Origin of the sequence: Pseudomonas alkylphenolica (genome assembly GCF_000746525.1) — a bacterium.
GTDB lineage: Bacteria > Pseudomonadota > Gammaproteobacteria > Pseudomonadales > Pseudomonadaceae > Aquipseudomonas > Aquipseudomonas alkylphenolica.
The window spans coordinates 3,864,460-3,884,654 of the sequence record NZ_CP009048.1 but is presented as its reverse complement, the minus strand read 5'-3'; the positions used below and the strand labels follow the sequence as shown (position 1 = coordinate 3,884,654).

Here is a 20,195-nt window from a genome sequence, read left to right as displayed (position 1 = left end):
GCTTGCTCCGCGATGCGATGTGACTGACAGATCGCAATCGTGGGGCAAGCCCGCTCCCACAGAGTGTCTTACACTGACTGCGGCATCTCTCCGCGGGCCAGACGCTTGTTGATGTCGGCGATCACTTCCGGCAACTCGTTGATGGTGTCGATCAGGTAATGCGGGCGTGAGCCTTCGAACAGCGCGTGGATGCGCTTGCGCTCGCTGTCCAAGGTGTCCGAGGCCAGGGCACGGTAGCCTTCGTAGGTCAGGCCCAGGGCATTGCCCGAGCACACCAGCGCCACCGTCCACATGCCGGCGCGGCGGCCTTCGAGAATACCGGGCACGGTATCGTCAACCTTGACGCAGGCTGCGACATCGTCGATCCCTAAGGCAATCACGTTAGCCAGTGCCTGCGCAGGCCAAGGGCGGCCGTTAGGGGTTTCATCGGTTGCCACGACGTGATCGGCGACATAGCCATTCTGTGCGGCCAGCTCAACCACCTTGTCCATCACCACTTTTGGGTAGCCGGAGCAGGAGCCGATCTTCAGGCCGTCCTTGCGCAGGCCGGTCAGGGTGTCGAGGGCGCCGGGGATCAGTGCCGAGTGCACGGCGATCTTCTCGATCTGCAAGGGCATGAAGCGCTCATAGATGGCCGTGACATCGTCGTCGGTCGGGGTGCGACCAAACACCTTGCGATAACGTTCAGCAATCTGCGGTTGGTCGCACAGGGTGCGGATATGGTCCCACTTGCCCATGCCCATCGGGCCACGGGCTTCTTCGATGGATACTTCGACGTCGAATTCGGCAAAAGCTTCGACGAAGATCTGGGTCGGCGCGAAGGAGCCGAAATCGACCACGGTGCCGGCCCAGTCGAGGATGGCGGCTTGCAGTTGCGTTGGGTTGCTGTAGTTCATGTGCGAATTCCTAGAGAAAGTGGCAACGCTTCAGATATCCAGTACTTCCATTTCCCGCAGCACTTCGGCCACCGCATTCACCGCGGCTTGCATGCCGTCCGGGCCGACGACGCCGATGCAACCGACGCGGAAGGTTTCGACCTGGGTCAGCTTGCCCGGGTAGAGGATGAAACCCTTGGCCTTGACCCGTTCGTAGAAATCCTTGAACTGATAGCGTGGGTCGTTCGGAGCGTGAAAGGTCACGATGATCGGTGCCTGGATCTCGCTCGGCAGAAAGCTGCGCAGGCCGATCGCCGCCATGCCGTCGAGCAGCACTTTGCAGTTGCTGGCGTAGCGCTGGTGACGGGCAGGCAGGCCGCCTTCCTCGTTGTATTGCAGCAACGCCTCGTGCAGCGCGGCGACCACATGGGTGGGGGGAGTGAAGCGCCACTGGCCGGTCTTGGCCATGTAGGCATGTTGATCCTGCAGGTCCATGGCCAGGGACGGCGAGTTACCTTCGGCGGCGGCCAGGGAGGCTTTGTTGGCGAAGACGAAACCCATGCCAGGCACACCTTCCAGGCACTTGCCGGAGGCGGCGATCAGGGCGTCGAATGGCACTTCGCGGGCATCGATCGGCAGTGCGCCGAATGAGCTCATGGCATCGATGATCAGACGCTTGCCGTGACGGGCGATCACCTCGGCGATTTCCGGCAGTGGATTAAGGATGCCGGTGCTGGTTTCGCAGTGGATCAGCGCCACATGGGTGATGCTGCTGTCAGCGGTCAACAGGCGATCGACATCGGCAGCAGTGGTCGGTTGGTCTTCAGCGGTTTCAAAGGTGCTGTAGGCGCGGCCCAGGACCTTGCAGATCTTCGCCAGGCGCTGGCCATAGGCACCGTTGATCAGTACCAGAACCTTGCCATCGCGAGGTACCAGGGTGCCGATGGCGGCTTCCACGGCGAAGGTGCCGCTGCCTTGCAGGGGCACACAGTGGTGGCTGTCGGCGCCGTTGACGATGGCCAGCAATTGTTCACACAGGCTGGCGGTCAGCTGGTTGAAGTCACGGTCCCAGGAGCCCCAGTCCACCATCATCGCTTGGCGGGTGCGGGACGAGGTGGTCAAAGGACCAGGGGTCAGCAGGATAGGGGCGTTGCTCATTCCGAAGTTCCTCACAAGCGGTGGGCTGAAACTACGGGGCCTAAGTTGCAATTCTGCGCGCCATCAATCAAATTGTTTGTTGTTATGCCAGCCATAAGTCAGGCCGATAGATATGAATTTGTTCCAGCTCCGCGCGTTTGACGCCGTGGCCCGCGAGGGCAGCTTTACCCGTGCTGCGGCGCGGCTGTTCATCAGCCAGCCGGCGGTCACCGGGCATATCAAGGCTTTGGAAGAGCATTACCAGATCACGTTGCTGCGGCGCACCGCACGGCGCGTCGAGCTGACGGAGGAGGGCACGCGTCTGGCGGCGATCACCCGGGCGATGTTTGGTCTGGCCGAGGAGGCCCAGGCCATGCTTGAGGCCAATCGCCAGTTGCTTACCGGGCGCCTGGAGGTGGCTGCCGATGGACCGCACCGGGTCATGCCGATGCTTGCCCAGCTCCGTGCACGTTACCCTGGCATTACCGTCAACCTGCGCTTGGGCAATGCCCAGGAAACCCTGGCCGCACTGCTTAGCGAGCATGCGGATGTGGCCGTGTTGACCGAAGTCGAGCCGCGCAAGGGGCTACACCTGCAAAGCCTGGGTGAGTCGCGGATGTGTGCTCTGTTGCCCGTCGGCCATCCGTGGGCGGATGGCAAGGGCGAGTTGCCGCTGGCCAAGCTTGATCGGCAGATCATGGTACTGCGCGAACCCAGTTCGATTACCCGGCGCACATTCGATCAGGCCTGCGCCGAGGCCGAGGTGCAGCCACGGGTGTTGCTGGAGCTGGACAGCCGCGAAGCGGTCACCGAGGCGGTGGCGGCGGAGCTGGGCATCGGCATCGTCTCGTCGGTGGAAGTGGCTCATGATCCGCGGGTGGTGGCGCGTCCGATTGCCGGCAACGGCCTGATCAACCGGCACATGATCGGTTGTTTGCAACGGCGTCGTGAGTTGCGGCTGATCCAGGCGTTCCTGAGTCTGGCTGAGCAGCATTGATGCAGCGCTGGCATTCTTCACCGGTCGGCCTAAGATGGCCGGCACCGAGCAACCTGGCGCTGGATGGCCGATGAGCGAGAAAGACACGATTTCCATGCAGCTTGTGCGCGAAGCGCTGTTGCAGACCTGTCCATCGGGATTGCCCGATGCCGGTATGCTGCTGCGTGCCGGTATCGATCCGGAACAGCTCGAGTTGCCCCAGGCACGGGTTTCCGCGGACGCCTATGCACGACTGTGGCGGTTGCTGGCGCGGCGCTGCAACGATGAATTCTTCGCCATGGACCAGCGCGGTCTGCCCAATGGCAGCCTGGCTTTTCTGTGTCGTGCGGCGATGGCCCAGCCGACTTTGGGGACGGGCCTGGATGTCGCCTTGAGCTTTTTGTCGTTGATGCTCGAAGACTTGCAGCCGGCACTGGTCCGGCAGCAGAGTCTTGCCGAAATCGTCATTGGCGAACCGCGTGAACAGCCGCGGCGCGCTTTCACCTATTTCACTTTCTGGATGATTGTCCACGGCGTGGCCTGTTGGCTGGCCGGACGGCGTATTCCAATCTTGGCCATCGAGCTGCGCTGTGGCGAGCCACCGTTTTGTGACGACTACCGGGTGATGTTCTCGGAAAACCTGCAGTTCAATCGCCCGCGCACGCGGATGATTTTCGCCGCGGACTGCCTTGACCTGCCCCTGCGACGCAGCGAAGAAGAATTGCAACGCTTCCTCGCCGAGGCGCCCGGAAACATCCTGGTCAAGTACCGCGACCCGGCCAGCCTGGCACGTCGTATCCGCCATGACTTGCGGCAGTTGGACCCTGGTCACTGGCCTGACGTCGACAGCCTGGCACGTCATCTGTGCCTTTCGGCATCTACCCTGCGCCGCCGTCTGGCTGAGGAAGGGCAGACCTATCAAGGGCTCAAGGACAGTGTGCGCAGGGAGCTGGCGATTACCTGGCTGGCTGAAGTAGAACTCGGGTTTACCGAAATTGCCGAACGCCTTGGCTTTGCTGACAGCAGTTCGTTCTACAAGGCATTTCGCAAGTGGTTCGGTTGCAATCCGGGCCACTACCGAACGGTGATCCTGCAAGGACAGGCACCGGGCTGAGGGCGAGTGTTTTCCATCTGCATTAGTGGTAATGGGCGGTGGAAGCTTGATGGTTACGACTATCACAGGGAAGACCATCATGACCCAAAGCCAACCTAGCGCTGAGCCGGTTGCCGTTGCGCAAAAAATTGCCAATGCCACCGATGATTTCATCCAGGCACGTCATCCTGCCTGGTTGCTGCGCGCTTCACCTGAGCAGATCAATGCCGTGCGCGATTGTATGCAGGCCCATGCTTTGACTCAGGATCACTTGCATCAGGCATGCGCCGGGCTCACGTCCCCGGACGAGCTTGCCGTCAGCAGGCTTCAGCCGTTGTTGCAGGGTCCCCTCAAGGTAAAGGCAAAGCTACGTGAGCTTTATTGGCGGGAGCTGAGACGCTCATTTCGAGTTCCCCCTGGAGGGCTGCTGCCTGAGGACACTATCCGCTATGTCCATCAGCCAGCGTTGCAGCGATTGATGCAGAACTTCGAGCCTGATGCGAGTTTCTTCCTCGGCACCGGCCTCGCTTCTTCGGACAAGGATCCGGTGACCGACCAGGCTGATCTGGTCAGTACCGAGGTTGACGTCTTGGCCTTGTTTTGTCGCGAAGATGATATGGGCGAGGACTACCAGAGGCATCTTGGGCAGGCCTTCGATGAGCGAACGCAGAGCATCCTGGCCCAGGACAAGCGAAAAGGGCTGGCGCTGGCGGCGGAGATCGCCGTGATCAAGGATGAGATTGTTCAGTCGGACTTGCTGATGTTACGCCAACTGGTGGCGGAATCGTCGTTGCCTCACGCGCCGGGGCCTGATTGGCGCGTCATGCAGTTCAAACTACTGGGCTGTCAGATTGATGGCGCTTTGGCGGTTGAGCATCGCGATGCTAGCGGACAGGTGCAGCGCGTAATGCTGTACCTGCCTGACGCTCCGGGGCGCTCCTTGTTCGGTTTCGATTCCTGGGCGCAGTTGAATGCCGGCTTAGCTGTGGATCTGCGCCGTGCGGACATTGATGGCTACTTTCGTCAAAGAGTCAGTCTTGGGCAGTTGCCAGGCTTTCTCAACACCTTGGGTCAACGCCTGGCGGATTCCTCTCCTGACCTGGAACCGACCGGTGCGATTCCCTCTATTGATATCTTCGACAGTCTGGCTGCTCATCAGGTCTGGCGCATCAAGGATGATGCCCGCAAGATCCTGGTGCCGACAGCGGATGCCGATCACGCGGCATCCCGGCAGCGTATTGAGGCGTTGCAGGGCGTCGGCCTGATCCTGGTCAACGTGGCAGGGTTGTTCGTACCTGTAGTGGGGGGGCTGTTGCTGGCGCAGACGGCCGTGCAAATACTCTCGCAAACGTTCGAAGGCGTGCGTGACTGGTCTCGAGGCCATCAGCACGAAGCCCTGGAACACCTGCTTGGCGTGGTTGAAACCGTGGCGGTCGGGGCCGCGGTAGCGGCCGGGGCGCAGGTAATAGCCCGGGGTTTCAAACGCAGCAGTTTTGTTGACGGTTTGGTGCCCATCAATACAAACGAAGGTGCCAAACGGTTGTGGTCCGACGACTTGCGTGTCTATGCAGCGTCAGATGTGCCCGCGCAGACACAGGTGCTGGACAACGGTCTGCACGGCAATGGTCAGCGCCAATGGTGGCGGCATGACAATGCTTACTACGAGGTTCGCCAGCGCCAGGGTCGTTGGCATTTGCAGCATCCGCAACGGGAAGGGGCCTACGCACCTTTGTTGCAGTTCAACGGAGAACGCGGCTGGCGCCTGGGCTTTGAGCGTCCTCTTGAGTGGCAAGGCAGCGCACTGCTGTTGAGTCGGCTGTGGCCCGAAGCCGCCAATCTCGATGCTCAGCGGATCGGGCAGATCCTGCAGGTGGCAGGCGTCGATGAAGATGAACTGCGCGGTCTGCTGGTGGAGAACCGGTCAATGCCGGTGAGCCTGCGCGACACGCTGGAGCGCTTCAGTGTCGATGCAAGGATCGAGGTGTTTTTCACGGCGCTGGCACAATCCTTGACTGCCCAAACGGATCTGGAGTTTTACAGCTGGTGTCAGACGCAAATCGATACTGCTGGCCTGAGTGCAGCCGAGCAGCGTGCCGAAATACTGGATCAGACCAACTATTTGCGCGAGGGGCTGTTTGCGCACTTCACCCGCCAGTACTTGCCCGCTGATGACGGGTTGGCATTGCTCCGCCGGGATTTCCCCGGGTTGCCGGATGCTTATGCTTTGCACCTGCTGCAGCAAGCGAATGACGCCGATCGGCTGCGCATGGCCGAGGAACAACGCATTCCGCTGGCGTTGGCAGAGCAGGCGCGGTCGCTGCTTCGCCATGCCAGATTGACCCGGATGCGTGAAGGATTGTTTCTACGCAGCAGCTACCAGGCCGACTCGATTGACCTGGCCTTTAACCTGTTGCGCAAGCATGCGAGTTGGCCGGGTAGCATCAACCTTGAGTTACGCGAAGGTTCCGACAGTGGCCGCCGCCTTGCGGTGCTGGACCCGCAGAACGAAGACGTGCGTGTGATGGTGTGGCGCGGCGGACGCTTTTGGCTGTACGACAACCTGGGTCGGCCATCGGGTCTCGAGATCCGCGAGCCGGCAGGCTTGCCTGAAGTGCTGCTTGCCGTCTTGCCGGATACCGAGCGCACGCGTTTGCGCTGGACTGGAAGTGATGCCGCAGATCAGGTAGAGCGAGACTTGCAACGCTGGTTGCCGACAAGCCGCCAGCAACTCGAGCGGCTGCTGGGCTGGCGTGAGGTCAAGCCCTGGTTCAATCCAGGTCAGCGCCTGGCCGATGGTCGGGTTGGCTATTTGCTGAGTGGGCGTGGGGCAGGGCGCAACCAGGCCGAAAGCACGCTGCGTGACCGGATCCGTACGCTTTATGTCGGTTTCAGTGAAAATGAGGTGGAAGATTACCTCAACATGCTGCTGCAGTCGCGTGTTTCGGCCTTCGATGTTCTGCTGAACCAGGAGCACCAGTACCAGCTCTTGGATGCGGCTCTGGCTAGTTGGGAGACCGACACCACACAACGGTCCACACATCGTGCGCGCCAGGCCATTGCCGAAGAGTTGCGGCGTTGCTGGCGATTGCAGGGCGATCCACTCAGGGATCACAGTGGGCAATCGCAGGGCATGCGGCTGAGCTTGGCCGGCTCGGCAATTCATGAGTTACCGGAGCTGCCCGTAGGGGTTGATTTCACCCATGTCTCCGATCTCAGGCTGATCGGCCTCCAATTGCAGCGACTTCCAGCCAACTTCCTGCAGTGTTTCAGTGGGGTTCGCTGGCTGAACCTGAGCAGTAATGTGCTGACTGTGCTGCCTGCGGGTATTGAACGGCTCAACGAGCTACGTGTTCTGCGACTGAACGAAAACCGTATTCAAATGACCCAACTCAGCACGCAGGTACTGGTCAACTTGCCACGGCTAGGCGTCTTGAACCTAAGTGACAACCCGCTTGGGTCGATCAGCCTGCAGACTCCCCAGCGTTCACGCTTGAGTGAGTTGTATCTGCGCAACTGCAGGCTACGGGTCTTGCCATCCGGTCTAGTCGGGTGCGGATTGCTTGAGCATGCTGACCTGCGCGATAACCAGATTACCAATGTACCGGCAGAGATACTTCGAGCGCCGTACTCATTCCGACGAGCGTTGTCATTGCAGGGCAATGCCCTGCCCAGGGCGATCATGACGAGTCTGCGTGCACCCGATCCATTGGTTATCCGCCCCTTGGCGTCCGACATGCAGCCCAGCAGAGATACGTGGACTCAGGCCATGGACCCCCAATTGCAGCAACAACGCGGCGCATCATGGGACCGTTTGCAGGCCGAGCCAGGTAGCCAGGATTTCTTCCAGTTAATCAGCGAGCTGTCCGGTACCAGCGACTTTCGACAGGCCCGCGAGGATCTGGGGCGACGGGTATGGGAGGTACTCGACGCGGCACTGGAAAACACAGAACTTCGTCAGGAGTTGTTCAACCTGGCCGCCAGCCCGCGCACCTGTGTGGATAGCGTCGCTTCGTGTTTCAGTACACTGGAAGTCCGGGTCTTTGTTGCGCGCGCCTTGCAGCGCAGCGTGCCTGAGCAGGCCCGGGCTGCGCGCCTGGACATGGCCAGACGACTGTTCCGCCTGGATCAGGTCGAGCAGATCGCACGTGCGGACATCCAATCGCGCAGCGCTGCCGGGCGGGGCGTCGATGAGATCGAGGTGAGCCTGGCCTATCGCAGTGGCCTTGCGCATCAGCTTGGTTTGCCGGGGCAGCCCAGCACGATGCAGTTTCAGGCCGTTGCCAGGGTCAGTGACGCACAACTTGCCGATGCTGCCCAGGCTGTTCGGGACGCCGAAAACAGTGAAGCGCTGGCGGCACATATCAGTCAGCGGGACTTTTGGCTGGAGTATCTGCGCCGCGAGTACGCTGAGCGTTTCAGCGCTGTTGAGCAACCTTTCTGGGATCGGCTAGGCGAACTGAGCGAAGAGAATGAAGGTGTTTATCTGGAGCAGGCCAATCAGCTGGCCAGCGAGCGCGAGCAGGCGCTCAAGACGTTGGCACTGGACCTGACCCGTGAGGCACTGGCCGCTGACCGGGCTGGCGAAGGGGGCAATTGAGAGCAGCCTCGGGGCGCGGCCAAACCAGTCATCCAGTTTGACAGCTTTGGCCATTGTCCCTGGGACCGTCCGGCGCGACTATCGTCAGATTCATGGTGCTACTCCAACAATAAGAACCAGGAGTCTGACGATGCGTGATTATTCCGTGGCCGCAAGCAGCTTCGACTATCCCCGGGTGGCCAGCGCAACCCTGTTTGGCAGTCTCGATGCGCTCAATGCCTGTGTCGAATGCTGTGACCGGCATGTCGGCGGCAATCGTGTTGCACTGAACTGGGAGGGCCGCGATGGCAGCAGCGCCCAGTACAGCTTCGAGCAGTTGCAACAGTCCGCCGCGCGCCTGGCCAATGTGCTCAAGGCCCAGGGGGTGGGCGTCGGGGACCGGGTCGCCGGGTTGATGCCGCGTACCGCCGAGTTACTGATCACCGTACTGGCCACCTGGCGCCTGGGTGCGGTGTATCAACCTTTGTTCACTGCCTTCGGACCTAAAGCCATCGAGCATCGGCTGGAACAGTCGGGCGCCAAGGTAGTGGTCACCGAGCCACTCAACCGCAGCAAGCTCGACGATGTGCATGGGTGTCCGACGATTATCTGCGTCGGTGCCCGGGACGGATCCGGTGATGTCGATTTCCACACGGCGCTGGCGGCTGCCAGTGATCGCTGCGAGCCGGTGTTGCTGGGTGCCGACGCGCCGTTCCTGCTGATGTTCACCTCCGGTACCACCGGCCCGGCCAAGCCGCTGGAAGTACCGTTGCGTGCCATCGTCGCCTTCCAGGGCTATATGCGCGATGCCATCGATTTGCGCCCTGAAGACAACTTCTGGAATCTCGCCGACCCGGGCTGGGCCTACGGCCTTTACTACGCCGTCACCGGACCGCTGGCACTGGGCCATTCCACGACCTTTTTCGATGGCCCGTTCAGCGTTGAAAGCACCTGCCGGGTCATCAACAAATACGCCATCAGCAATCTTGCCGGCTCGCCTACCGCCTACCGTCTGTTGATCGCGGCCGGCAGCGAATTCAGCGCACCGATCAAGGGCCGTCTGCGGGTGGTCAGTAGCGCCGGCGAGCCGCTCAACCCGGAAGTCATCCGCTGGTTTGCCGATGAGCTGGGGGTAACCATTCACGACCATTACGGGCAAACCGAGCTGGGCATGGTGCTGTGCAACCACCATGGCCTGCAGCACCCGGTGCACCTGGGCTCGGCGGGGTTTGCCATTCCCGGTCACCGCATCGTCGTGCTGGACGAGCAGGCCAACGAGCTGCCGGCCGGCCAACCTGGCATTCTCGCTGTGGACCGCGAACAGTCGCCATTGTGCTGGTTCGCTGGCTATCACGGTTTGCCGACCAAATCCTTCGTCGGCAAGTACTACCTCAGCGGTGACACTGTCGAACTCAACAGCGACGGCAGCATCAGTTTTGTCGGCCGCAGCGACGACGTAATCACTACCTCCGGTTACCGGGTCGGGCCCTTTGATGTCGAGAGTGCGCTGATCGAGCACCCGGCAGTGATCGAGGCTGCCGTAGTTGGCAAGCCGGACCCGGAGCGTACCGAACTGATCAAGGCCTTCGTGGTGCTGGCGAGTGGTCAGCAGCCCAGCGAGGAGCTGGCCGAAGCACTGAAACAGCATGTGCGTCAGCGCCTCTATGCCCACGCGTATCCACGCGAAATCGAATTCGTCAGCGAGCTGCCCAAGACCCCGAGCGGCAAGCTGCAGCGTTTCATCCTGCGCAACCAGGAAATAGCCAAACAACAAGCCGCCCTGGCCTCGACCGCCGGCGCCTGAGGAAAGACCATCATGCAGATTGCCAACAAGAACTTCATCGTCAGCGGCGCCGCCTCAGGGCTGGGCGCTGCTACCGCGCAGATGCTCATCGAAGCCGGTGCTCAGGTGATGCTGGTCGACCTCAATGCCGAGGCGGTCGCCGCCAAGGCTCAGGAGCTGGGCGCCAAGGCGCGCTTTGCGGTCGCCGACATTAGCCAGGAAGCCGCCGCCAAGGCGGCGGTGGATGCGGCGACTGGCGCTTTCGGCAGTCTCCACGGGCTGGTTAACTGCGCAGGCATTGTCGGTGCCGAGAAAGTCCTGGGCAAGAACGGCCCACACGGTCTGGAAAGCTTCAGCCGAGTGATCAACGTCAACCTGATCGGCAGCTTCAACCTGCTGCGTCTGGCCGCCGCGGCCATGGCCGAAGGCGAAGCGGCTGCCGATGGTGAGCGAGGGGTGATCATCAATACCGCCTCGATTGCCGCCTACGACGGGCAAATCGGTCAGGCCGCCTACGCCGCGTCCAAGGGCGCGATCGCCAGCCTGACCCTGCCGGCGGCGCGTGAACTGGCGCGCTTTGGCATCCGCGTGATGACCATCGCCCCGGGTATTTTCGAGACGCCGATGATGGCTGGCATGACTCAGGAAGTGCGCGACTCGCTGGCCGCCGGAGTGCCGTTCCCGCCACGCCTCGGTCGTCCACAGGAATACGCTGCGCTGGCGCGGCATATCATCGAAAACAGCATGCTCAACGGCGAGGTGATCCGTCTTGACGGTGCCTTGCGTATGGCCGCCAAGTAATTGCAGGAGTACCTATCATGACCCTCGCCAATGATCCGATTGTAATCGTCAGCGCCGTGCGCACCCCCATGGGCGGCCTGCAGGGCGATCTGAAAAGCCTCACCGCGCCACAGCTGGGCGCTGCGGCCATCCGTGCTGCGGTCGAGCGTGCCGGGGTTGCCCCGGACAGCGTCGAACAGGTTCTGTTCGGCTGCGTGTTGCCAGCCGGTCTGGGCCAGGCGCCAGCACGCCAGGCGGCGTTGGGCGCCGGGCTGAGCAAGAGCACCACCTGCACCACCCTGAACAAGATGTGCGGCTCGGGTATGCAGGCGGCGATCATGGCGCACGACCTGCTGCTGGCCGGCAGTGCCGATGTGGTGGTGGCCGGCGGCATGGAGAGCATGTCCAATGCCCCGTACCTGCTGGACAAGGCGCGCAGCGGCTATCGCATGGGCCACGGCAAGATCATCGACCATATGTTCTTCGACGGCTTGGAAGATGCCTACGACAAGGGCCGTCTGATGGGCACTTTTGCTGAAGACTGCGCCGAGGGCAACGGCTTTACCCGTCAGCAGCAGGACGACTTCGCCATTGCCTCGCTGACTCGCGCCCAGCAGGCGATCAAGGACGGCAGCTTTGCCAGCGAAATCGTCCCGGTAGAAGTGACCGAGGGCAAGACGCAACGCCTGGTCAGTGACGACGAGCAGCCGCCCAAGGCGCGGCTGGACAAGATTCCCCAGCTCAAGCCGGCGTTCCGTGACGGCGGTACGGTTACGGCAGCCAACTCCAGCTCCATTTCCGACGGCGCTGCGGCCATGGTGCTGATGCGCCGTTCCCAGGCTGAAAAGCACGGCCTCAAACCACTGGCAGTCATCCATGGCCACGCTGCCTTTGCCGATACCCCGGCGTTGTTCCCGACTGCACCGATTGGCGCTATCGACAAACTGATCAAGCGCACCGGCTGGAACCTGGCCGAGGTCGATCTGTTCGAAATCAACGAGGCGTTTGCCGTGGTCACGCTGGCGGCGATGAAGCACCTGGACCTGCCGCACGACAAGGTCAATATCCACGGTGGCGCCTGCGCCCTGGGCCATCCGATTGGCGCTTCGGGCGCACGAATCCTGGTCACCCTGCTGGCCGCCCTGCGCCAGAAAGGCCTGCGTCGCGGTATTGCGGCGATCTGCATCGGTGGCGGTGAAGCAACTGCCATGGCCGTCGAGTGTCTGTACTGAGGTGCACCATGCTAGTCAATGACGAACAACAGCAAATCAGTGACGCGGTCCGTCAGTTCGCTCAGGAGCGCCTGCGGCCGTTTGCCGAACAATGGGACCGTGAGCATCGCTTTCCCAAGGAGGCCATCGAGGAGATGGCCGAACTGGGTCTGTTTGGCATGCTGGTGCCGGAGCAATGGGGCGGCAGCGATACCGGCTACGTGGCCTACGCCATGGCGCTGGAAGAGATTGCCGCTGGCGATGGCGCTTGCTCAACCATCATGAGCGTGCACAACTCGGTGGGTTGTGTGCCGATCCTCAAGTTTGGCAACGACGCGCAGAAGCAGCAGTTCCTCAAGCCTCTGGCCAGTGGCGCAATGCTCGGTGCCTTTGCGCTGACCGAGCCCCAGGCCGGCTCCGATGCCAGCAGCCTGAAGACCCGCGCCCGGCGTGAGGGTGATCATTACGTGTTGAACGGCTGCAAGCAGTTCATCACTTCCGGGCAGAATGCCGGGGTGGTGATTGTCTTCGCCGTGACTGATCCCGCTGCTGGCAAACGCGGCATCAGCGCCTTTATCGTCCCGACCGACTCCCCCGGCTATCAGGTTGCCCGGGTCGAGGACAAGCTCGGCCAGCACGCTTCCGACACCTGTCAGATCGTTTTCGACGATGTGCGGGTGCCGGTCGCCAATCGCCTTGGCGAGGAAGGCGAAGGCTACAAGATCGCGCTGGCCAACCTCGAAGGCGGCCGTATCGGTATCGCATCGCAGTCAGTGGGCATGGCTCGCGCCGCCTTTGAAGTGGCCCGCGACTACGCGCGTGAGCGCCAGAGTTTTGGTAAAGCGCTGATCGAGCATCAGGCCGTGGCCTTCCGCCTGGCTGACATGGCAACCCGTGTCGCTGTCGCCCGCCAGATGGTCCTGCATGCCGCCGCACTGCGCGATGCCGGGCGTCCGGCGCTGGTCGAAGCGTCGATGGCCAAGCTGTTTGCCTCGGAAATGGCCGAAAAGGTCTGTTCGGATGCCTTGCAGACCCTCGGCGGTTATGGCTATCTGAGCGACTTTCCGCTGGAGCGTATTTACCGCGATGTGCGGGTCTGCCAGATCTATGAAGGCACCAGCGATATTCAGCGCATGGTTATTGCGCGCAATCTTTGAAGGGAGCAGCTTGCATGTCATTTGAAACCATTTTGCTGGACATCCACGGCAAGGTCGGTCTGATCACCCTCAACCGTCCGCAGGCACTCAATGCGCTCAATGCGCAGATCGTCGGCGAGATCAATCAGGCTCTGGATCAGCTGGAAGCCGACCCGAACATCGGTTGTGTCGTGCTTACCGGCTCGGCCAAGGCCTTTGCCGCGGGCGCCGATATCAAGGAAATGGCTGACCTGCGTTATCCGCAGATCTATGTCGATGACCTGTTCAGCGATGCCGACCGTATCGCCAACCGTCGCAAGCCGGTCATTGCGGCGGTATCCGGTTTCGCGCTTGGCGGTGGTTGCGAGCTGGCGATGATGTGCGACTTCATTCTCGCCGCCGACAATGCCAAATTCGGCCAGCCGGAAATCAACCTCGGCGTATTGCCCGGTATGGGCGGTACCCAGCGTCTGACCCGTGCCGTCGGCAAGGCCAAGGCCATGGAGCTGTGCTTGAGCGGTCGTCTGATGGGCGCCGAGGAAGCCGAGCGGGCAGGGCTGGTGGCACGCGTAGTACCGCAGGCCGAATTGCTCGAAGAAGCCTTGAAGGTGGCGGCAACCATCGCCAGCAAGTCGATCCCGATGACCATGATGGTCAAGGAAAGCGTCAACCGTGCCTTCGAGGTCAATCTGGCAGAAGGCGTGCGCTTCGAACGCCGGGTGTTCCATGCCGCCTTCGCCACCGAAGACCAGAAGGAAGGCATGGCGGCGTTCATCGCCAAGCGCGAAGCGCAGTTCAAGGACCGTTGAAAACAAGGGGCTGCTACGCACCGGTGCGAACCAGCCCCTATTTCTCTTGCTACAAACTGAAGAAGTACTTTGCTGCTGATGCCGCATTGATGGGCGCGCGGTAAACGTCGACGGTTTTTCCGGTGCGGACATCGATCATGCTGGACCCGGCGGCATGGCGCTGGGCGGCAGTTTTCAGGTGCCCGACGATGAAGCCTTCGCGCGGTGTGCTCATGACGGGATAGTGGAAGTGGGCATACCACAGCCCCGTGTCATGGTGGCTGATCTCGTATTCGTCGAGAAAATCGTCTGCCCGGCCTTTGACCTTGGCCAGTTGTCTGCGCGGGCCTGCAGTGCGTACCTGTACCTGATCGTGATCAATCAGGTACTGCACCTCACCCATTCTCGGGTTCTGTCTTAACGCAGCTTGGGTCCGCAGCTCCAGAGCCTGGGCCATGAGGGTTTGGGCCAGCTCGTCGAGTGCCCTCATCGTCAGCGCAGCATCCTCGGCGCGGGTTGCCTCATCGGTCTGGTTATCATCGGTCAAGCGCTGTTCGATGGCCTGACGCTCGGTTTTCAACAGCGATTGCTGGTGTTCAAGCAGCTCCTCGATCTCGATCGGCAGATAGCTGGCCGACGCTGTCGTTTGCAGGCTTTCAAGGACCTGGCGCGCGTTTGCCATCCGCGTACGGCTGTCCTTAAGCAAGCGTTTCAACGATCGTGATGTGCCTTGCGAAAGGCTGGGGGCCGGGCGCTCTGGTACTTCGATCCAGTCATCCTGCTGCCGTCGATAGGTGCGTGAGGGCGTCTTGTTGTCCGGGCCTGGAATGTCGACCAGCGAATCATCACCTGCCCGGGGTTGTGCCAGCAGCAGACCATTCTCGGTTGTCTCGATCAAGCCGGGCGCCTGATTGCGCAGTTGGTTGACTGTGCTGCTGGGCGGGTAGTCAGGAAATTCGGCCAGGTCCTGCTGCACACCATCGGTTATATGTTGTACATCACCACGCAGCTCGCTCAGTACCTGCAACTCAGCGGGGTCATTGAGCCGTGATTTCAGGTTGTCCAGCTGGCGCAACGTGGCACTGAGCTGCTCATCGATGCTACGCAGCAGGCGTACCTTCAATTCGACCGCAAGCTGCTCAAGACCGGTCAGACGCAAGCGTTGCGCGATACTCAGGTTGAGGGACTTCCAGGCACGGTCCAGCCAGTAGGTGCCCAGGTCGTCCAGTGAGTAGAGCAGGCTCAACCGGTTGAAGTTGTTTTCCGCCCGCAGGAAATGCCACATCAGATGCTCTGAGGTGGGTTCCAGGTTTGACTGTACCTGTTGATTGAGCTCGGCGATTTTTGCCTGGTGTCGACTGGCCAAACGCTTTAGCTGCCCGCGAGCGTCGTTCAGCGCCTCAGTACCGATGATCAATTGGTCAAGCAGCGACTTCATGGTGTCCAGGCGATTTCTGCTGATTCGCTTATCGGCTTCGGGAAGCCCTTCAAGCTCAGGCGTCTGATTGACCAGAGCGACCAGTTGCAAGCGCAGTGGACGATAGAGTTTTTTCAGTGAGCTATAGCTCGACCGCTCGCAGCGAACAAGCTCGTATAGCGCCGTTGCCCGCACCACTTTGTACTGTTGGAATGATTCGTCTTTGTTGCTTTCCTGCAGTGTGTGCAGATGCTCGGTCCAGAACCTGGCATAGCCTTGGGTTTTCTCCAGAAAGCTGCGCACCAGACGTTCATCGGTGGCGGTTAAGGCCATCTCCAGCACCCTGTCGCGTGTCGCTTTCTGGCTTTTGATCTGTTCAACGTCGCTGAGTAGTTTGGTTTTCAGGGCATCGCTTGCTTGCGCTCTTTCCTGTTTACGCTGCTCCACTTGCTTGCTCAACGGCATACCTGCGCGCAACCGCAGCGCCAGGTCAAACCGCCAGCGACCGGCCTCGTCTCGGGCCAGCCAGGGGCCGGCGTCATCTGTGGTGGATGCCCCGACGACGCGCGGCTGCTCACGCTGTGGGTCAATCTCGACCCGGTAGACCTGATTGTCCAGACTTGCCCAGAGCTGATCGTTGTGCAGGAACAGGCCGCGTAGGGGACCGCTTGGTATCGGGCTGCGCAACTGTGACAGGGGGATGTTGGCCTGCAGCTTTGCCAACGCTATGCGTTGCGTTGCGCTGAGCGTGTGATCGGGGCGGGCCCAGCTGAATTCCAACGGGCTTTCATTGGCTTGGACAGGTATCAGCGGGGGTGGTGACGGCTCGGAGGGAATCGCCGGTAGAGGCTCAACGTCCTGCGTGTCCAGGCTCACACCCTGGTAGGAATGGGAGAACAACAGCACCGCGACGTTGACCAGCAGGTTGATCAGGCTGATACGGTGGCCCACCGGGTCGCGCTGGGCATCCGAGCGGATGAAGTCGGCCAGGGCAACACTCATCTGTACCAGCCAGGCGGACTTGGCCAGGGTGCTGCCTGCCAGGGGCAAGAGTGTGTTGAACAGCAGCCAGCCCAATGTCTGCCAGCGCGCCCAGCGCGTCGCCGCAGTGCTGCTGGACTGTGACTTGAAGTGCTGGATGGTTTCCTCGACACATGCCTGGTAGAGCGATGTACCGATGTCCGGTACGGAGGCTTCGAGCGAAAGCCTGGCTGGAGTCGGTGTACCGAATGGCACGCTGAAATCATCCTCGACGGAGTGATACAGGTGGGGCTCCATAAACCCGCCGTGAGCATAAATGCGGCGGGATGCTTCGGGCAGCCGCTGGAGCAGATCGTCCTGCAGCTCTCCCGGGTGACTGATGGCAACGAACAGGGCCAGGCGGTCAGAGAACTCCAGCAAGGGTTGTGGATGCAAGGGGCGATAGAGCACACAAGGGCGTTCAGCCGGATTTTTAGGCTCGATCACCCAGGCGTTGTGCAGCAGGTCCGGCGTTGCCCCGGCCTCGCTGATCAAGCCCAGCGGCCGCATCAGCCAGTCTTCTGGCGTGGCCGGGGGCAACGCCTGGAATACTTGGCTGATGCCGTTCACCGCGGTCTCGCTCAAGCTGTTGTCACGCAGGTGCAGTTCCAGGGCGAATGCGGGGATCTGTGTGCGTAACTGGGCAGCGAACAGGCGCTGGCGTAGTTGTCGCTGGTCAGCGTCATCGAGCATGTTGTGCTTGAGCATTTGCGGGTAGGACGTCCCGATGTCCAGCGTACTGATTAGCTGACGCATGTAGCGTTCGTCCAGCCAGGCAGGCAAGGTCTGCCCTGAAGCCGAGGTCAGTTCGACCCGGCCGGGTGCCAGCAGGCCGAGGTTGCCGATCGCTAGCTGGGCCAGTGAGAAGCGCACTGGATGCACCGTTCCATCGATGATCAACGCGTCCTGGCCGGGTATCGCTGCGGCTTCGACCTGATGGTTGATGACCACAACGTCGCGAACTGCCAGATCGCTGCCCGGATGGTCAGTATTGATTTGCTTCGCCAGCTGCTGGTAGCTGAACGATTCGGCGTCGTCTATTCCATCGAGCCAGAATTGCCCCGCTGCGTCGTCGTAGCTTTGGGCTGCATCGAGGAGCATCGCGCCATAGCGGCGCATGAGTGGACCTGTGGTGTTGCGCAGCCAGTCTGGAAGGTGTTCGACAAGTTGCCTGCGCAGATTCTGCTCCGTGGCACTGCACAGGGTGATCATGGAAGTCAGGCGGTCCATTTCGAGACTCATCAGCGGGGCGCTGTACTCGGATTGATACTGCTGCGCCAATGCGGCAATGGTCCGCAATTGTTGATGGAGTACTCCCTGGGCCTGCGCCTCGAAATTGTTGGTTGTTGTTTGCGTCAGTTGCAGCTTCGGGCGCGAGGCGGTCAGGTTCGGCCAGAGTCGGCCAAGCCCGTCGAGCAGTGCTTGGCGTGAGGCAATCGGAACTAGCTGTCCGGAGGTTGTGTAAATCAGTGTGACAGAACGTTCCGGGGCACTGTCTGGATGTTCGAGCAGTAGCGCACTGGCCAGATCGATATCGAGGTAGGCGCTGGCTGAGGTGTCCAGTTCGAGTTGCAGCAGGTCAAGCTTACTGGCATTGGGCCGGGCGCTACGGTCCTGGGGGGCAGGGTAGCTGTAGATCAGTCTGGCCATGGCAGCGGCACTCTGGCTCAACGTGCCAGCGTCGAAGTTGCTGTCGATGGCTGACTTGAAGTGTTGCCTGAGGTAGTCGGCATACCATTGCCAAGGCGTCTGCCCTGATCGGTCCGCTTCGCTCCAGAACGACACCAGGGCACGCTGGTATTGTTCCAGCAGGAAAGGACCGCATTCATTGATCAGCTGTTCAATGGCATGCAGGTCGATGTCAACGGCGCTTTGCGGGTCTGCGTCTTCATTGAGGCTGAGAAAGTCCTCTCCAGAGGTAAGGTTAAGTGTCGCACGACGGCAAAATCGCTCCGCCAGGGATTGGTACAAGGGCCGCACGTAAGTCTTTTGCGGTGTGCTGTCGATGCTGACCAGAAAGAGCAAGAGAGGGTCGTGATGACTTATCTTGCGCTCGGACCATTGCTCGACCAGGAGGCGTGCGCATACCTCGAACAGGGTCGGGCGCAGACTGAAATGATCGGCGACAGCGCAATCGAGATCGGTGTTGAGGGCGAGACGTTCTTGCAGGCTCATAGGGGCGGCTCCACAAAGGGTGAAGCGCTGATTCAGCCGTAGGTATCGGTCAACAGGGTCGTAACGGGATAGCACCCGCGGCGACAGGACTTTCGGTTTCGGCAAGCGACTCTTGCTTGAGCTGTGTTCAGTGCCCGTTGCTGGGCTGGCAGCAGGGCAATTGTTACTGCATGTTAGGTATTTTCTGCTCCAAGGACGGGTAAACAGGCATGCCTTGGAGCGCTGGCGGGCAGGTCTACGGGGCCGATTGGCGGATTCCAGGCCGTTTAAGCCTGTTGCGCTGTCATTTTTGTTGCCCAGTGCGACGTGGCGCCTTAGACTCCCGCCCCTCGTAAATAGAGTGCCGTAGGGTGCTTGAAGAATTCCGCCGTCGGCGAACTGTCGGTGATGGCAATCCAATCGCTTAAATGCACGTTATTTTCATAGAGAAATCGATGACCAAGGAAAAGTTGCTGGCCATGCCGGCCGATGACTACATGAACGCCGAGCAACATGCGTTCTTCACCAAGTTGCTGCAGTCGATGAAAATCGAGACCCAGGAGCGCATCGAACAGAGCCGCATAGCTATCGAGAGTCTGGACACTCCAGCTGACCCTGCAGATGCCGCCTCTGTTGAAGAAGAACGTACCTGGTTGGTCAACGCTATCGATCGCGACCAGCGCCTGTTGCCACAACTGGAGATGGCCCTGGAGCGAATCAGGGACGACAGCTTTGGTTGGTGTGACGACAGCGGTGAGCCAATTGGCCTCAAGCGCCTGCTGATCAGTCCGACCACCAAGTACTGCATCGAAGCTCAGGAGCGTCACGAGCAGATCGACAAGCACCAGCGTCAGGCCTGACAGCCAGCCTTTCCAAGGCCCCGCGGAGCGATCCTCGGGGCCTTGGTGCTTTTCGTCTGTTTGTTGCTTGCGATGCAATACAGCTATACCGGCAATAGCTTTTTCCGCCGCGGAAGCGGGCGTATGATGGTGATATCGTTAGGTTGCTAATTAAATTCCGGAGGGAATGATGGATAGCCGAGTCGATGTCGCCGTGATGATTGGCAGTGGCGTTCCTGCGTCCCTGCAAACGGTTGGCAAGCGTGTTTGTTGGGTAGTGCTGGTCAATGGCGAGCGGCGTGGCACTGCGTTCGCCAGCCGTGATGAGGCTGAGGAATGCCGGCTTGCATGGCTGGAGCAATTACGCGGCAAGCAACAGCCTGGAGCAGTACGCCAGGCTGTTTGAAGGC

Annotated in this window: 13 protein-coding genes; 10 read left to right on the top strand and 3 right to left on the bottom strand. The window is 60.8% G+C overall.

Annotated elements, in window-relative coordinates:
- Positions 1-68 precede the first annotated feature (68 nt).
- Positions 69-896 carry a phosphonoacetaldehyde hydrolase gene (phnX, locus tag PSAKL28_RS17815; protein WP_038613009.1) on the bottom strand — a complete coding sequence of 276 codons (828 nt, stop codon included), beginning with the start codon at positions 894-896 and terminating at the stop codon, positions 69-71.
- Positions 897-926: 30 nt separating this feature from the next.
- Positions 927-2,033: a 2-aminoethylphosphonate--pyruvate transaminase gene (locus PSAKL28_RS17810; RefSeq protein ID WP_038613007.1), complete on the bottom strand. Its 1,107-nt coding sequence runs from the start codon at positions 2,031-2,033 to the stop codon at positions 927-929.
- A gap of 112 nt (positions 2,034-2,145) precedes the next feature.
- Between PSAKL28_RS17810 and PSAKL28_RS17805 the strand changes: the two genes are divergently transcribed.
- From PSAKL28_RS17805 to PSAKL28_RS17770, 8 genes are all read left to right on the top strand, one after another.
- A complete protein-coding gene (locus PSAKL28_RS17805; RefSeq protein WP_038613005.1) occupies positions 2,146-3,009 on the top strand; it encodes a LysR substrate-binding domain-containing protein in 864 nt (287 codons plus the stop codon).
- A gap of 70 nt (positions 3,010-3,079) precedes the next feature.
- A complete protein-coding gene (locus tag PSAKL28_RS17800) occupies positions 3,080-4,102 on the top strand; it encodes an AraC family transcriptional regulator (RefSeq protein WP_038613003.1) in 1,023 nt (340 codons plus the stop codon).
- Between the two features lie 31 nt (positions 4,103-4,133).
- The gene (locus tag PSAKL28_RS17795; RefSeq protein ID WP_084589129.1) at positions 4,134-8,678 is read left to right on the top strand and encodes an NEL-type E3 ubiquitin ligase domain-containing protein; all 4,545 of its coding nucleotides are present in this window, start codon (positions 4,134-4,136) and stop codon (positions 8,676-8,678) included.
- Positions 8,679-8,808: 130 nt separating this feature from the next.
- Entirely contained in the window at positions 8,809-10,461 is a 1,653-nt protein-coding gene (locus tag PSAKL28_RS17790; RefSeq protein WP_038612999.1) for an AMP-binding protein, read from the top strand.
- A 12-nt stretch (positions 10,462-10,473) separates the two neighbouring features.
- A complete protein-coding gene (locus tag PSAKL28_RS17785; RefSeq protein WP_038612997.1) occupies positions 10,474-11,241 on the top strand; it encodes an SDR family NAD(P)-dependent oxidoreductase in 768 nt (255 codons plus the stop codon).
- A 17-nt stretch (positions 11,242-11,258) separates the two neighbouring features.
- Positions 11,259-12,452: an acetyl-CoA C-acyltransferase gene (locus PSAKL28_RS17780; protein WP_038612995.1), complete on the top strand. Its 1,194-nt coding sequence runs from the start codon at positions 11,259-11,261 to the stop codon at positions 12,450-12,452.
- 8 nt (positions 12,453-12,460) lie between these two features.
- Positions 12,461-13,588: an acyl-CoA dehydrogenase gene (locus PSAKL28_RS17775; RefSeq protein ID WP_038612993.1), complete on the top strand. Its 1,128-nt coding sequence runs from the start codon at positions 12,461-12,463 to the stop codon at positions 13,586-13,588.
- A gap of 14 nt (positions 13,589-13,602) precedes the next feature.
- Positions 13,603-14,376, top strand: coding sequence for an enoyl-CoA hydratase (locus PSAKL28_RS17770; RefSeq protein WP_038612991.1), 774 nt, complete (start codon positions 13,603-13,605; stop codon positions 14,374-14,376).
- Between the two features lie 49 nt (positions 14,377-14,425).
- On the opposite strand, the gene PSAKL28_RS17765 is transcribed toward PSAKL28_RS17770, so the two are convergent.
- Positions 14,426-18,967 carry a DUF6543 domain-containing protein gene (locus tag PSAKL28_RS17765; protein ID WP_051939465.1) on the bottom strand — a complete coding sequence of 1,514 codons (4,542 nt, stop codon included), beginning with the start codon at positions 18,965-18,967 and terminating at the stop codon, positions 14,426-14,428.
- Between the two features lie 434 nt (positions 18,968-19,401).
- Here PSAKL28_RS17765 and PSAKL28_RS17760 point away from each other — a divergent pair, with 434 nt between their 5' ends.
- Both PSAKL28_RS17760 and PSAKL28_RS17755 read left to right on the top strand, forming a co-directional pair.
- Positions 19,402-19,806: a TraR/DksA family transcriptional regulator gene (locus PSAKL28_RS17760; protein ID WP_038612989.1), complete on the top strand. Its 405-nt coding sequence runs from the start codon at positions 19,402-19,404 to the stop codon at positions 19,804-19,806.
- 169 nt (positions 19,807-19,975) lie between these two features.
- On the top strand, positions 19,976-20,191 hold the full coding sequence (locus PSAKL28_RS17755) for a hypothetical protein (protein ID WP_038612987.1): 216 nt from the start codon (positions 19,976-19,978) through the stop codon (positions 20,189-20,191).
- Positions 20,192-20,195: the final 4 nt, after the last annotated feature.